A 15,268-nucleotide genomic window follows, 5' to 3' on the forward strand; every position below is an offset into this window, starting at 1 on the left:
ATCACTTATAGCAAATAGTAAAAATTGGAAGAAAAATAATACAATTGACAGTAAAGTGTGGCAAAAAATGAGTATCCACACTGGATAGCAACACCATTTCACCAGATTTGTTACCTTTATTGCCCCAGTAATTTGGTGGTATAAAAATTTAGTTTGTCTCTAATAACCATTAATGTTCACAATTATCCAGCAAATAGTATTCTAATCGCTAGTTTGGCAAATTTCGCCCATTTATAAAAGAGTATTACTGTGGATAGACAATTTATCAATAAAACAGTTAACTAAGGAAATGATCCTATTGTCTCAGCATGACAGATTATTAAATAATCTAATTATCTTTAATTATCATTGTGTTAATTAAAAAGAAGTTAATAATATTAAGATTATTATTGAATTCTATAAACTTAAGTTGGTTAATGGATCAGATTAAAAATAATCAATAATCAAAGGCAGTCAGTAACTGAGTTTCAAATTCTTTAATCGTAATTTTTAGGCATTGAATAAATCGTTCGGTAAGTTCAGAAGAAGGCCGATGCATTGGTTTAATTAAATTGACATTGAAAGGAATGGGTTTAATAAAAGGTCTGATGCAAAGGCTATCAGGATCATGCTGTAAAAAATCGATAAAGGTAAATGGGTTGACGATTGATATACCTAATCCTTCCCTTACCATAACACAAACAGAGGAAGTATTATGGACTTCCATTATCATTCGCCGGCTAATATGTTGTTCTGCAAAAAATGTATCAACGGCTTGTCGATAACTATCCGTTATTGAAAGACTAATAAAAGCAACATTATTAAAATCTTTAGCAGTTAAATATTTTTTTACTCAGTGGGTGCATACGAGGTAACACAACGACTTCATTTAGGCTAGTTAAAATGTCACCAGAGGTGCCGGTGGGTATCTGCCGATGTTCTCTGTCAAACCTATATCATAATGTTGTGCCGAAAGCCATTCCTCTAATATAGGTGACTCTTGAGAGGTAATGGTAAAGTTAACTTCAGGGTAATCGAGTAGAAACCGCTTACAGGCTTTAGGTAATAACGACTGACTAAATACCGGTAAACAGGCAATTGAAAGTTGAGTATCTCTAAATTGTCTGATAATTTCCGCCATATTATAGATCCTTTCTAATCCATAATAAGAACGTTCGACTTCTGCGAATAACCTTAATCCCTGAGCCGTTGGCAATAGCCGTCCTTTGATCCTATCAAATAACTTAAATCGTAACAGACTTTCTAGACGACTAATTTCACGGCTGACGGTAGGCTGAGATGTTCTAACTAATTGTGCTGCATCGGTTAGGTTTTTGGTGGTCATGACCGCGCGAAAAATTTCTATATGACGCCAGGAAAAAGTTTTCATTTAAATAACTCGCTGCTGTTATCTATATCTTATATGAATAGACTATAGCTAAATAGATATTTTTAATCCTTATTTTCTCTTATTAAAAATAAAAAAATGAAAAAATAAATTAAGGTTATCAATGACAACGTTTGCAACCACCATAAGTCTATGTTTGACGGCAGAACAATTAATTAAATTGCCCGCTCAATTCGTGACTCCTATTTGGATCTACGATAGTGAGGTCATTACACAGGCGATTAAGCAGTTAGCTGCGTTCGATGTGATCCGTTTTGCACAAAAAGCGTGCTCCAATATTCATATTTTACGTTTGATACGTCAACAAGGCGTGAAAGTTGATGCTGTATCATTAGGCGAAATCGAAAGGGCGTTAGTTGTAGGTTTTCGCCCAGGTAGAGAACAAGCCGAAATTGTGTTCACCACAGATGTCATTGAAAAGCAAACTATTGAGCGTGTAATAGAGTTAGATATTTCCGTTAATGTCGGCTCTATTGACATGCTCGTTCAATTGGAAAAAGCCAAACGACATCATCCTATTTGGTTACGTATTAATCCAGGGTTTGGCCATGGACATAGCCAAAAAACCAACACCGGTGGAGAAAATAGTAAGCACGGTATCTGGTTTAGTGATCTGCCATTAGCGATTGAAAAAATTAATCAGTATCAGTTAACGCTGGTCGGTATACATATGCATATTGGTTCTGTGGTTGATTATTGCCACTTGGCTAAAGTCTGTGAGGCAATGGTAGAACAGGTCATCTTAAGTGGCTGTGATATACAAGCAATTTCAGCTGGTGGAGGATTGTCAATCCCTTATAATTTAGCTGAAAAGCGAATTGATATTAACCATTATTTTGCCTTGTGGCATGGTGCTCGCGAACGTATTTCAGCTCATTTGGGGCATCATATAACGTTGAAAATTGAGCCAGGTCGTTATTTGGTAACAGAATCTGGCGTGCTTTTAGCTGAAGTAAGAGCAATCAAAAGAATGGGCAAAAATCATTATGTGTTAGTTGATAGTGGTTTTAATGATCTAATGCGTCCTCTATGTATGGTTGTTATCATCATATTTCTGTCTTGCCAGCGTATAATCGTGATCTTACTGACGGAAATTTACGTGAAACACTAGTAGCTGGTCCTTTATGTGAGTCTGGTGATGTTTTTACCCAGGCAAATAGCGGTGCTGTTGTTCCTCGTTTATTACCTGAAATTTATGTGGGAGATTATTTAGTCTTTCATGATACTGGTGCTTATGGTGCTTATGGTGCTTATGGTGCTTATGGTGCTTATGGTGCTTATGGTGCTTATGGTGCTTATGGTGCTTATGGTGCTTATGGTGCTTATGGTGCTTATGGTGCTTATGGTGCTTATGGTGCTTATGGTGCTTATGGTGCTTTAATGTCTTCTAATTATAATAGTCGACCGTTAATCGCTGAGGTAATGTATTAAATGGTTAGGCAAAATTAATTCGTCGGCGTCAAACATTAGCAGAATTGTTGGCATTAGAAACGTGTTTGATAAGTAGTGATTAAGGAGCTTAAAGCCCCCCTGCAAGTTCTACAATTATGCCGCTTGCTCTTTATCTAATGGGGAACTATTTTTCTGTTTGTCAGATTTTTTACTCGCTACCGCCAATGTATCATATTCAAATTCATTAACATTGATCGATCTTAAACGGCTGGTTTCTGCTTTACATAAAATGTCAGCTTCTTGTCAGCTAATTTTACCATCGGCGAGTCCTTGTTCGGTAAGTTTATCTAAATTGGTAAAGTGTGGTTTATGGCTAGCTTGACTGGTCAAGCGTTCAAAAATTAGCTCGGCGGCAATAATATCTGATAATGCGGCATTAATTATGCCATGAGGGTTATGCTCACTTGGCGTCATATATTGACCGCGACCAATACGCTCGCGTGTTTCTGATGGTGTCATCATAATTTTTGCTAGTTTATGATCAAGTTGATCGTTAGGTGGTGCATAACGATAACCCAATGGAAAAATGATAATACGGCTTAACATGGCAACCAGACGATTGGGAAAGTTTCGTAGCAGTGCTTGCATGGCTTTTTCTGATTGAAATAGACAATCTTTTATTACCCATTCAACAATCGGTAAATCCATTGCTGGGCGGCCATCATCTTCAAAACGTTTTAGTGTGGCCGATGCTAAATAGAGGTGGCTGAAAATATCGCCTAAACGGGCAGAAATCTGCTCACGACGTTTTAACCCGCCACCTAATACGGCCATAGAGATATCAGCAAGTAAGGCAAGATTAGCACTTTGGCGATTCAATTGCTGATAGAAGCGGTGAGTATTATCTTTTATTGGCGTTTTACTTGTTCTGCCGTTTGTTATACCCAAGTAGAAACTGCGTAATAGGTTACTTATTGTATGACTTAAGTGGCTAAAGAGTAATTTATCAAAGGCGATAATATCGTTATTTTGTGTTGCGGCTATTTCATGCAAAATATAAGGATGACAGCAAATAGCCCCTTGGCCAAAAATCATCATACTGCGTGTTAAAATATTAGCACCTTCAACAGTGATAGCAATGGGAGCCCCTTGATAAAAGCGAACGAGAAAATTTGAGGGACCTAGACAAATTCCTTTACTGCCAGCAATATCCATCGCATCAATAATGGCTCTTTGGCCTCGATGGATACAGTGATATTTGACAATCGCAGAGAGGACTGCTGGTTTTTCGCCAGATATAATTGCTGTCGTAATTAAGGTTGAAGCGGCATCTATTAAATAAGCATTAGCAGCGATACGTGCTAAAGGCTCTTCAATACCTTCCCTTTTTCCAATAGGTACTTTGAATTGACGGCGAATATATAGGCGTATGCACCGATTGCCATCGCGACACTTTTTAAGCCGCCCGTGGCATTAGACGGAAGCGTGATGCCACGACCAATAGAAAGACATTCCATTAACATACGCCAACCTTGGCCGGCCATTTTGGTACCACCAATAAATATAATCAATCGGCACAAAAATATCTTTACCGCGCGTAGGGCCATTTTGGAAAGGGATATTCAAAGGAAAATGGCGATGGCCAATTTCTACTCCTGCAACATTGGTTGGGATTAGTGCTGCGCAGGTAATGCCGAGATCGGTTATATCGCCAAGTAAATAGTCTGGATCATAAAGTTTAAATGCTAGCCCTAATACCGTAGCAATGGGTGCTAATGTAATATAACGTTTATTCCAATTTAAACGCATACCTAATATCTGTTGGTTTTCCCATTCGTCCATACAGACAACACCAGTGTCAGGGATAGCTCCAGCATCAGAAACGGCTTCAGGACTTGTTAAAGCAAAACAGGGGATCTCTTCACCGCTAGCAAGTCTAGGAAGATAGTGCTATTTTTGTTCATCGGTACCATAATGTTGTAAAAGTTCTCCTGGGCCTAATGAGTTAGGCATACCTACAGTAATGGCTAATATGCCGGAAACTCCGGCCAATTTTTGTAACACTAGCACTTGAGCATAGGTAGAAAATTCGAGGCCACCATACTCTTTTTTGATGATCATATGTAATTTATCCCAATCAAGCATATACCCTGAAATAGATCACCTTCCCACCAGGTTGTGCACGCTTCGATGGCTTCTTTCTCGGTTTTTGGTATGGAATGGAGAATTTTCTGAAAAATTTGTAAGACTTTGCTAGAAATGAATGAGCAACGTACTGGGAGATAGACTAATGGAAATAATACCCCGCCGCTGCGAGCAATAACGTCCAAAAATACCATAAATCAGCACTAGCCATAATTAAACAATAAGCAAGTATAAGTAAGCTACTAAATAGTAGATTTGCTTTGTGATAGCAAAGAATTCCGATTAAACCAATAAGTAGAAAAATAGTGAGTAGAGCCATAATGCTACTCCTGATTATGATTAAGCTAAGTCATCGGAGGTCATATCTATGTTTTTCTTATATTTAATCTATGTAATTTTATTTATCAATATTTTTATATATTAATTACAATGAAGTTCACAAATTATTTATTGAGCTTAACTTGGTTGTGATAAGTAGTATTGATACTTCTTTCGTAAAGTTTAATCCGTTACACTGGGATTGTTGAAAAAATAATATTTTATTAGGAGTAAATATGATGTATCAGGAGCTTATTTGTGCTGAATTAAAAGAAGCCGCGGTGACATTGAACAATTTTCTTAATAACAGAGAAAATATCGAAGCGATTGAACAAGCCGCGATTATGTTGTCAAATGCCTTTAAAGCGGGAGGAAAAGTATTATCTTGTGGTAATGGAGGTTCGCACTGTGATGCTATGCATTTTGCAGAAGAATTAACCGGACGTTATCGTGAAAATCGCCCAGGTTATCCAGCCATTGCGATTTCTGATGTTAGTCATCTCTCTTGCGTTGGTAATGATTTTGGTTATGACTATGTTTTTTCCCGTTATATAGAGGCTGTCGGTAAAGAAGGGGATATATTATTTGCGCTCTCAACATCAGGTAATTCTGGCAATATCATCAAGGCAATTGCGGTTGCACGTGCTAAAAAGATGCAAGTGATCATATTGACAGGTAAAGAGGGTGGAAAAATGGCAGGAACCGCTGATATTGAGATCAGAGTACCTCATTTTGGTTATGCCGACCGTATCCAAGAAATTCATATTAAAGTGATCCATATTTTAATTCAGCTAATAGAAAAAAAAATGGTGAAATAACATTGCTAGGTAATATTGTCGGGTAGAGATGTGATTAGTTAGCGTGATTATGCTTAGATTTGGAAATTTCATTCTGGCATACATATAGGAGGCATTATGTGTGAATTGCTTGGTATGAGTGCTAGTGTCCCGATAGATATTAATTTTAGTTTAAGTGGTCTTATCCCGCGAGGAGGCTAGACTGGGCCACATAAAGATGGTTGGTTGATCACTTTTTATAAAGGTAGTGGTTGCCGAACGTTTAAAGAACCCAAGCCATGTTATCAATCGCCTATTGCACGCTTTGTGTAAGATTACCCGATTAAGTCAGAGGCAGTTATTGCGTATATTCGCCAGGCAATATCGGGGTGATGTCTTATTAGAAAATACCCATCCTTTAACCAGGGAACTGTGAGGCAGAAATTGGACTTATGCACACAACGGCCAACTTGAGGGTTATAAAAAATTACCAGTAGGGAATTATCGTCCAATTGGAAAGACGGATAGTGAGTGGGTGTTTTGTTGGATTTTATATCAATCAGCAGAAAAATATCCTAAAAAACCAACAAACTGGTTAACTGTATATCGGTTTATTGCCAAACTGGCTGATCAATTAAAACTGATGGGGGTACTTAAAATATGTTGATTTCAGATGGACAATATATGATGACCTATTGCTCGACTGATTTGCATTGGCTTACCCGCAAAGCACCTTTTGGTAAGGCAAAATTGCTTGATAATGATATTGAAATCGATTTTCAGCAACATACACAAACAACTGATATAGTCTCAGTGATTGCAACCAAGCCCTTAACTGGCAATGAGAATTGTCCCCGAATTCAGCCGGGGAGTTTTGTTTTATTCCATTTTGGTAAGCGCATATTGTAGCCTTTCATCTGCTATAGCTGGCGATGATTGATGGTTAGGAAATTTGTTTACTAAGTATTGTTCTTGCTGAATATTAATTACCGGCAATTAATTTGCTTTAGTAAAATATTCATATGCGGGTTGCAGTTGTCGCCAGAAGGTATAGTAACGTGAATTACGGTGGCGATTCATATTGCTAGAAGTCATTTTAAATGGATATATATTGACCTGTATTTCATATTGACCATTTTGTAATGCATTTTCCACATAAGGATAGATTTCATTTATATAGCGATCAGTCATCGCGTAGCAGCCAATTGATTTAAGGCCACCATGTACCATCAAATAAGCGCCAGTATAGCCATGAGCTTGGTCGTATTTATTGGAAAAACCTAAATTAAAAGCGCGATAATATTTGCTATCAGGTTTTAATTATGAGCGTGTGATGCGATAAAATCCTTATAGACTCTTTAAGTCACCTTGTCTTTTCTTAGGTCCTAATCCATCAGAGAAATTACAGATTGGATAGCTTTTGAACAGTGAAAATAAGCCTTTTTCATTTTTAGTATAGAGTTCTAGCACTCTTTTTTCTTTGAAAATTTGAATAAATATTGAATTATTTAAATATTTTTTGCCGTTATAACTACTATCTAATGGATAATATAGCTTTGTCGCTGAGTAGCTATTATTGATGAAAAATGACAGGGAAAAGATCCCTATGCTAATAAAAAAAGAGAGTTTCATAAGCTTCCATACAAAAGTGATGTATTGTACAAAAAATACACAAATATTAATTATACATTTGTATTGTAGTTTTTTATATTAAAAATTAATAATTTTGTCTCCTGTCATTTTTGGCTTATTTTGCCAAAAATTCTGACATTCTTCAAAAAAAATGATTTAAATAATCGCTTTTTACGAAGTGTTCTCAATATATTAAAAAATTTATTCTTATTTGCTTGAACTAAATCACTTGTTCTATCAGACAGAAAGCGAGGGAACTGATAAAATCATCTGCGTTAAAATAATAGGTAAATTGTAATTAATTAGTGGATATTCATTAGCTAACTTGTTTCAATTATTCAACAGCCTTTTGATTATTGGTTGCTATCTGATTTCATTTGAAATCGTTAGCTTAGGGTTTAACTGATAAACTTGTGCAATTCTTATGATTAAAATTAAAAAAGGACTCGACCTCCCGATTGCAGGAGCGCCCGCTCAAGTAGTAGAGGATGGCCCTGTTATTCATCATGTAGCAGTATTGGGTGAAGAGTATATAGGGATGCGTCCTCCAATGTTGATGAAGGAAGGTGAGCAAGTTTAAAAGGGGCAAATTCTTTTCGAAGATAAGAAAAATCCAGGCGTATTTTTCACCAGCCCGGCTTGTGGTACTATCATAAAAATCAATCGAGGTGAACGCCGAGTTCTTCAATCTATTGTTATTGAAATTAATGGCGATGAGCAAATCGTATTTAACCGCTATGATAATAATCAAATCGATACATTAACGTATCAACAAGTAGAAGCTAACTTACTTCAGTCAGGTTTGTGGACAGCATTGCGAACAAGTCCTTTTAGCCATACTCCAGTGCCAGGTACTAGCCCAAAAGCAATTTTTGTTACTGCGATGGATACGCGTCCACTGGCGGCTGATCCCTTGTTGATTATTTCAGCGGAGGAAACGGCTTTCAATAATGGTTTGAAAATATTGACTAAATTAACAGAAGGAAAAATTTATATATGCCATGGAACCGGCAACTTAGTCAAGTTAACTGATAATGAAAAAATTATTTATAAGCAATTTATTGGACCACATCCTGCAGGGTTAGTCGGTACCCATATCCATTTTCTAGAGCCGGTAAGTATAGAGAAAACTGTTTGGCATTTAAATTATCAAGATGTGATTGCGATTGGTAAACTTTTTACAACGGGTCATCTTTATTCGGATCGCGTTATCTCACTTGCTGGGCCTCAAGTTAAAAAGCCACGTTTAGCTCGCACATGTTTAGGCGCTGATCTCTATGAGTTAACTGATGGTGAATTAAAAATAGGCGAAAATAGGATTATTTCAGGGTCAATCTTGTGGGGCAATAAATGTGATGATACTCGGGGTTATTTGGGAAGATTCCATAATCAAGTTTCGGTATTGAGTGAAGGACGTAAAAAAGAGTTATTTGGCTGGATTGCGCCTGGAATAAATAAGTTTACTATCACCCATACAACACTTGGCCATTTCCTGAAAAATAAACAGTTTAATTTCACCACGACGACTAATGGTAGTGAACGTTCTATGGTTCCTATTAGTAATTATGAACGTATTATGCCACTTGATATTATGATCACTCATTTATTACGAGATCTGCTTGTTGGTGATTTAGCCAGCTCACAGCAACTTGGTTGTCTGGAACTGGATGAAGAAGATTTGGAGCTGTGCACCTATGTATGGCCCAGCCAAATATGAGTATGGTCCTGTACTACATGAGGTATTGGCCAGAATTGAGCAAGAAGGTTAACTACATGGGCTTAAAAAATTCATTTGAAAAGTATGAACGTCATTTTGAACCCGGTGGAAAACTAGAAAAATACTATGTGCTCTATGAAGCTGTGGCAACTATTTTTTATACTCCGGGAACCATCATACATGGGAGTTCCCATGTTCGTGATAGTATTGATCTAAAGCGAATGATGATTTTGTCTGACTGTCGGTTTTTCCAGCCATGTTTTGGGGCACGCATAATGTCGGTGCACAAGCGATCCCAGCTCTTTATCAATTACATAGTGAAGCTGAGTTGCAAAAGACCTTGTTTCTGATTGGCACTATAGAGTCGCTCAATTTTTGGGCGCTTCATTGACACCAGAGGCAGGCTGGGTAAGTAAAATATTGCTTGGGTCGGTATATTTTTTACCTATCTATATGGTTGTTTTTTTGGTTGGTGGTTTTTGGGAAGTATTATTTTTGCTGCTCCGTGGTCATGAAATCAACGAAGGTTTTTTTGTCTCTTCTATTTGCCCTTATTGTGCCGCCTACTATACTAATTTGGCAGGCGGCATTAGGTATTACGTTTGGTATTGTTGTGGTGAAAGAAATTTTTGGTGTACTGGGCGTAATTTTTTAAATCCAGCATTAGCTGGGCGTGCATTTCTATTTTTTGCTTATCCAGCTCAAATTTCAGGTGATTTAGTTTGGACTGGGATAAGATGGTTACTCTGGCGCTACGCCATTATCACAATGGGCTAGAGGCGGAGATCATGCACTAATAAATAATTTGACACATCAGCCTATTACCTGGATGGATGCTTTTTTGGGCAATATTCCAGGCTCAATTGGTGAAGTTTCAACATTAATGATCTTAATCGGTGGAGCGTTAATTATTTTTTGCAGAATAGCTTCATGGTGTATCGTTACCGTTGTAATGATAGGCATGATGGTAATGTCTTATCTATTTAATGTTATTGGGTCAACGACTAATCCTTTATTTGCGATGCCTTGGTACTGGCATTTGGTACTAGGCGGTTTTGCTTTTGGCATGATGTTTATGGCGACTGATCCTTTTTCGGCTTCTTTTACCAATAAAGGTAAATGGGCATACGGAATATTGATCGGTGTAATGTGTGTTCTCATCAGAGTCATTAATCCTGCTTATCCGGAAGGGATGGGATGATGTTGGCAATTCTGTTTGCCAACTTGTTTGCGCCTCTGTTTGATTATCTGGTAGTTCAGGCAAATATTAAACGGAGAAAAGCCCGTGGATAACAATAAAATAAAAAATCCAAAAGATAGCACTAGCAGAACATTTCTTGTGGTATTTATTCTGTGTTTAGTGTGTTCAGTAGTTATATCTGGTGCAGCGGTAGGTTTGAAATCTAAACAGCAAGCGCAAAAATTATTAGATAAGCAACGTAATATTCTTGATGTTGCTGGTTTACTCAAACCAAAAATGTCAGCTGAAGAGATACAATCTCTTTATAACTCGTGTTAGCGCTAAGATTTTGGATTTCAACACAACTGAAATATCAAATAGTAATGGCAACTTCGATCTTAATAGTAAGCTACGTAATGATGAAACCCGAATTGCATTATCTCCTGAATAGGATGTTGCTAAGATCCGTTATAGAGCCAACTCGGCAGAAATTTATTTAGTCAACGATGATAATGGAAAAACCATCGCACTGGTGTTACCGGTTTATGGTTCTGGTTTATGGTCGGTAATGTATGCTTTTATCGCTGTTGATATAGATAGTATAACATCACGAGGTATAACTTATTATTATCATGGTGAAACCCCAGGTCTAGGTGGCGAGGTAGATAATCCACAATGGTGCGCCCAATGGATTGGTAAAAAACTTTATAATCAACAAGGGAAACCGGCGATAAAAATTGTGCTAGGTGGAGCATTAGATGGTCCCTCTAGTATCGATGGCCTATCAGGGGCAACACTGACATCAAACAGTATCCAGAATATGTTTGATTTCTGGTTGGGTAATAATGGTTTTGGCCCATTCCTAAATAAAGTATGCAAAGGAGAGTTAAATCATGGCTGATAGTAAAGAGATTAAACGCGTGCTAATTAGACCTTTATTGGATAACAATCCTATTGCATTTCAAGTTCTAGGTGTTTGTTCGGCTTTGGCGGTAACGACTAAATTAGAAATTGCCCTTGTGATGGCCATGGCTGTGGCTTTAGTCACTGGTTTTTCTGGTTTTTTTATTTCATTGATCCGTCATTATATTCCTAATAGTGTGCGAATTATTGCTCAAATGACAATCATAGCTTCTTTGGTTATCGTTGTAGATCAAATTCTGCGCGCTTAGGCTTATGAAGTTTCTAAGCAACTTTCAGTATTTGTCGGTTTAATTATTACTAATTGTATCGTCATGGGACGTGCTGAAGCTTATGCAATGAAATCACTACCAATTGAAAGTTTCATGGATGGTTATTGGTAATGGTTTGGGATATGGTGCTATTTTAATTTTAGTTGTTTTCCTAAGAGAACTATTTGGTTCAGGTAAACTATTCGGTCTTACTATTCTGCAATCGGTTCAGAATGGTGGTTGGTATCAGACAAATGGCTTGTTCCTGCTTGCACCAAGCTCGTTTTTCATCATAGGTATGTTGATCTGGGGACTGCGCACATTGAAACCTTCACAGGTTGAAAAGGAGTAACTGACACAATGGAACATTATGTCAGCTTGTTTGTTCGAGCTGTGTTTATTGAAAACATGGCTCTTGCCTTTTTTCTGGGTATGTGTACATTTTTGGCGGTTTCTAAAAATGTCAAAACAGCCTTTGGATTAGGAATTGCAGTTACTGTTGTTCTGGGTATTTCAGTACCTGCGAATAATTTAGTTTATAATTTCATTCTACGTGATGGTGCCGTGATAGAGGGCGTTGATTTAAGTTTTTTAAACTTCATTACTTTTATCGGTGTGATTGCTGCATTAGTACAAATTCTAGAAATGATTTTGGATCGTTATTTTCCCGTCCTTTATAACGCATTAGGTATTTTTCTACCACTAATAACCGTTAATTGTGCGATTTTTGGTGGTGTCTCGTTTATGGCTCAGCGCGAATATAATTTTAGTGAATCTATTGTTTATGGATTTGGTTCAGGATTGGGATGGATGCTAGCCATTGTTTTATTAGCATCTATTCGTGAGAAAATGAAATATGTAGATATCCCATCGGGTTTAAAAGGTTTAGGAATCACCTTTGTCACTACTGGTTTAATGGTATTGGTTTTTATGTCTTTTTCCGGTGTACAGTTATAAGGGTGAAAATAATTCATGGATATTATTATTCTTGGTGTAGTAATGTTTACCCTAATTGTGTTAATTCTAACGGCAATGATTTTATTTGCCAAATCTAAGTTAGTAAACACAGGGGATGTAAAAATTGAAGTTAATGGTGACCCTGAAAAGAGTTTCGCTGCGCCAGGAGGTGACAAGCTATTAAATATGTTGTCCAATCAGGGAATTTTTGTTTCATCTGGCGGTGGTGGTTCTTGTGGCTAATGTCGGGTGACAATCAAGTATGGTGGCGGTGATATCTTGCCTACTGAACTCGCCCATATTAATAAGCGTGAAGCTAGAGCTGGATGTCGTTTGGCTTGCCAGGTTAATGTAAAACAGGATCTGGAAATCGAATTACCTGAGGAAATTTTTGGCGTAAAAAAATGGGAATGTGAAGTTATTTCGAATGAGAATAAAGCGACTTTCATTAAAGAATTAAAATTGAAAATTCCAGCAGGGGAAGTTGTCCCATTTAGGGCGGGTGGCTTTATTCAGATCGAATGTCCTCCACATAAAGTTTCTTATGCTGATTTTGATGTACCTTATGAGTATCGTGAAGATTGGGATAAATTTAATTTATTCCGTTATATCTCTGAAGTAAAACAGCAGACAGTAAGAGCTTATTCGATGGCAAATTATCCAGAAGAGCATGGGATAATCATGTTAAATGTCAGGATAGCAACACCTCCGCCGAAAGCTGCAGATTTAGCTCCGGGTGTTAATGTCTTTATACATTTGGTCATTAAAACCAGGCAACAAAGTCACTATTTCTGGGCCATTTGGTGAATTTTTTGCTAAAGAAACCAATGCGGAAATGATTTTTATTGGTGGCGGTGCGGGGGTATGGGCACCAATGCGGTCACATATTTTTGATCAATTAAAGCGTTTAAAATCTAAACGAAAAATCAGTTTTTGGTATGTGGCTCGTTCAAAACGTGAATTATTTTATGTTGAAAATTTTGATCAATTAGCTGCTGATAATGAAAATTTTACCTGGCATGTTGCGCTATTAGATGCAATTACTGAAGATAACTGGCAAGAGTATACTGGCTTTATTCATAACGTTTTATATGAAAACTATTTGAAAGAGCAACCAGCGCCAGAGGATTGTGAGTTTTATATGTGTGGTCCTCCTGTGATGAACGCCGCAGTTATTAAGATGCTTAAAGATTTAGGTGTTGAAGATGAAAATATTTTATTAGATGATTTTGGTGGTTGATTGTTTCCGGTATTTTAACTTTTTGTGTCATCATTGGGTTAATATGCTTAAAAAAATTTTATGCTAAAAAATAAATTATTCAATTGGATTATTACCTTATCTACTATTTTCATGCTTTGTGGTTGTTTTGAGACAGAGCAAAAGAGTATTCAAGGGCAAACGATGGGAACTTACTATGTTGTTAAGTATGTTAGTGAATCATCTCATCCTTTTGGGGAAACATTACGTGACGATATTGACAGCCGTTTAGAAGAAGTTAACAATCAAATGTCAACTTACCGCCCTAAATCTAAATTAAGCCAGTTTAATCAATTTCAACATGTAAATACGCCATTTCCTGTTTCGTTAGCTATGATGACAGTGATTAAAGAAGCGATTCATATTAATAAATTAACCAATGGTGCACTCGATATTACTATCGGACCATTAGTTAATTTATGGGGATTTGGCCCGGAAGGAAGGATAACCAAAGCACCGCCGGAAGAGACGCTGCAGTTGCGCCGGCAATGGATTGGTATTTATAAACTTGCGATTAGTGGTAATAGCCTGATAAAAAAAATAACTCAGCTCTATATAGATCTCTCAGCTATCGCCAAGGGTTACAGCGTTGATGTTATATCAGAATATTTAGAGTCACAAAATATTGATAATTATATGGTCGATATTGGTGGTGAAGTCCGTACAAAAGGCCATAATGGTAAAGGTGTAGCGTGGCGTATTGCGATTGAAAAACCTTCGGATAAACGGCTAGAACAGTCGGTACAAGAAATTATTGAGCCTGGAAATATGTCAGTTGCTACCTCTGGTGACTATCGTAATTATTTTGAACAAGATGGAGTTTATTATTCACATACTATTGATCCGAAGACCGGTAGACCGATTATTCATAATTTGATTTCTATTACTGTTATCGCCCCAACTTGCATGATGGCAGATGGTTTATCTACTGGCCTAAATGTGTTGGGGGCTGAAAAAGGAATGGAGTTAGCTGAACGTTTAAATTTACCGGTTTTCATGGTCGTTACGACTAATAAAGGTTTCGAAGAACGTTATAGTTCAGCATTTAAACCTTACTTAGTAAAAAAAATGTAGCGGAGTCATTATGTTAAAAATATTTATCGCTACTTTGGTTTTCTTCCTGCTTGCTTTTATTGCTATGTCACTTGGGTATATTATTAAACGCAAGCAACTTCAAGGAAATTGTGGTGGATTAAGTAATATAGGCATTGAAAAAGTTTGTGATTGTCAGCAGCCATGTGAGCTTCGCAAGAAACGTATAGCAATCGAAAAGCGTCAAAAGCATCAGCAGATTAACAACCGTATTATTTAACAAAAAATCTCGTTACTAATAG

The 15,268-nt window shown here is 37.2% G+C and carries 7 protein-coding genes and 9 pseudogenes; 13 read left to right on the forward strand and 3 right to left on the reverse strand.

Annotation, left to right across the window (positions count from 1 at the left end):
- Nucleotides 1–436: 436 nt before the first annotated feature.
- A pseudogene (locus ARADI_RS14760) lies at nucleotides 437–1,369 on the reverse strand (LysR family transcriptional regulator).
- A 121-nt stretch (nucleotides 1,370–1,490) separates the two neighbouring features.
- Between ARADI_RS14760 and lysA the strand changes: the two are divergent.
- A pseudogene (gene lysA, locus ARADI_RS14765) lies at nucleotides 1,491–2,617 on the forward strand (diaminopimelate decarboxylase); the annotation flags it as partial.
- Nucleotides 2,618–2,932: 315 nt separating this feature from the next.
- Here the strand turns inward: lysA and ARADI_RS14770 are convergent.
- A pseudogene (locus ARADI_RS14770) lies at nucleotides 2,933–5,243 on the reverse strand (acyl-CoA dehydrogenase).
- Nucleotides 5,244–5,481: 238 nt separating this feature from the next.
- On the opposite strand from ARADI_RS14770, the gene lpcA reads away from it, so the two are divergent.
- A complete protein-coding gene (lpcA, locus tag ARADI_RS14775; protein WP_119712508.1) occupies nucleotides 5,482–6,060 on the forward strand; it encodes a D-sedoheptulose 7-phosphate isomerase in 579 nt (192 codons plus the stop codon).
- A gap of 96 nt (nucleotides 6,061–6,156) precedes the next feature.
- Nucleotides 6,157–6,927 (forward strand): annotated as a pseudogene (locus ARADI_RS14780) (class II glutamine amidotransferase).
- Between the two features lie 96 nt (nucleotides 6,928–7,023).
- Here the strand turns inward: ARADI_RS14780 and ARADI_RS21945 are convergent.
- A pseudogene (locus ARADI_RS21945) lies at nucleotides 7,024–7,539 on the reverse strand (L,D-transpeptidase family protein); the annotation flags it as partial.
- 535 nt (nucleotides 7,540–8,074) lie between these two features.
- Between ARADI_RS21945 and ARADI_RS14790 the strand changes: the two are divergent.
- The 10 genes and pseudogenes from ARADI_RS14790 to nqrM all read left to right on the forward strand — a co-directional run bounded on the left by ARADI_RS14790 (nucleotide 8,075) and on the right by nqrM (nucleotide 15,246).
- A pseudogene (locus tag ARADI_RS14790) lies at nucleotides 8,075–9,419 on the forward strand (Na(+)-translocating NADH-quinone reductase subunit A).
- A gap of 204 nt (nucleotides 9,420–9,623) precedes the next feature.
- The gene (locus tag ARADI_RS21950) at nucleotides 9,624–9,758 is read left to right on the forward strand and encodes a hypothetical protein (protein ID WP_439647136.1); all 135 of its coding nucleotides are present in this window, start codon (nucleotides 9,624–9,626) and stop codon (nucleotides 9,756–9,758) included.
- On the forward strand, nucleotides 9,755–10,144 hold the full coding sequence (locus ARADI_RS21955; RefSeq protein ID WP_439647137.1) for an RnfABCDGE type electron transport complex subunit D: 390 nt from the start codon (nucleotides 9,755–9,757) through the stop codon (nucleotides 10,142–10,144). Before ARADI_RS21950 ends, ARADI_RS21955 begins: the two co-directional genes overlap by 4 nt.
- A gap of 19 nt (nucleotides 10,145–10,163) precedes the next feature.
- A complete protein-coding gene (locus tag ARADI_RS21960) occupies nucleotides 10,164–10,568 on the forward strand; it encodes an RnfABCDGE type electron transport complex subunit D (protein WP_439647140.1) in 405 nt (134 codons plus the stop codon).
- A gap of 84 nt (nucleotides 10,569–10,652) precedes the next feature.
- Nucleotides 10,653–11,448 (forward strand): annotated as a pseudogene (locus tag ARADI_RS14800) (Na(+)-translocating NADH-quinone reductase subunit C).
- Nucleotides 11,441–12,071, forward strand: a pseudogene (locus ARADI_RS14805) (NADH:ubiquinone reductase (Na(+)-transporting) subunit D). Before ARADI_RS14800 ends, ARADI_RS14805 begins: the two co-directional pseudogenes overlap by 8 nt.
- Before the next feature lie 8 nt (nucleotides 12,072–12,079).
- Nucleotides 12,080–12,676, forward strand: a complete 597-nt coding sequence (nqrE, locus tag ARADI_RS14810) for an NADH:ubiquinone reductase (Na(+)-transporting) subunit E (RefSeq protein ID WP_119712511.1) — start codon at nucleotides 12,080–12,082, stop codon at nucleotides 12,674–12,676.
- A gap of 15 nt (nucleotides 12,677–12,691) precedes the next feature.
- Nucleotides 12,692–13,916: pseudogene (gene nqrF, locus ARADI_RS14815) on the forward strand (NADH:ubiquinone reductase (Na(+)-transporting) subunit F).
- A gap of 60 nt (nucleotides 13,917–13,976) precedes the next feature.
- Nucleotides 13,977–15,008 (forward strand): FAD:protein FMN transferase, encoded by a 1,032-nt coding sequence (locus ARADI_RS14820; RefSeq protein WP_119712512.1) that lies wholly within the window; start codon nucleotides 13,977–13,979, stop codon nucleotides 15,006–15,008.
- A 10-nt stretch (nucleotides 15,009–15,018) separates the two neighbouring features.
- Nucleotides 15,019–15,246 carry a (Na+)-NQR maturation NqrM gene (gene nqrM / locus ARADI_RS14825; protein ID WP_119712513.1) on the forward strand — a complete coding sequence of 76 codons (228 nt, stop codon included), beginning with the start codon at nucleotides 15,019–15,021 and terminating at the stop codon, nucleotides 15,244–15,246.
- Nucleotides 15,247–15,268 lie beyond the last annotated feature (22 nt).

The sequence above is a fragment of the Arsenophonus endosymbiont of Aleurodicus floccissimus genome (assembly GCF_900343025.1).
In the GTDB taxonomy this organism is placed as follows: domain Bacteria; phylum Pseudomonadota; class Gammaproteobacteria; order Enterobacterales; family Enterobacteriaceae; genus Arsenophonus.

What these genes read in the sequence shown, in the direction of transcription:
- lpcA (WP_119712508.1), top strand. Translation starts at nt 5,482, where the DNA reads ATGTATCAGGAGCTTATTTGTGCTGAATTAAAAGAAGCCGCGGTGACA.
- ARADI_RS21950 (WP_439647136.1), top strand. Translation starts at nt 9,624, where the DNA reads ATGTTTTGGGGCACGCATAATGTCGGTGCACAAGCGATCCCAGCTCTT.
- nqrE (WP_119712511.1), top strand. Translation starts at nt 12,080, where the DNA reads ATGGAACATTATGTCAGCTTGTTTGTTCGAGCTGTGTTTATTGAAAAC.
- ARADI_RS14820 (WP_119712512.1), top strand. Translation starts at nt 13,977, where the DNA reads ATGCTAAAAAATAAATTATTCAATTGGATTATTACCTTATCTACTATT.
- nqrM (WP_119712513.1), top strand. Translation starts at nt 15,019, where the DNA reads ATGTTAAAAATATTTATCGCTACTTTGGTTTTCTTCCTGCTTGCTTTT.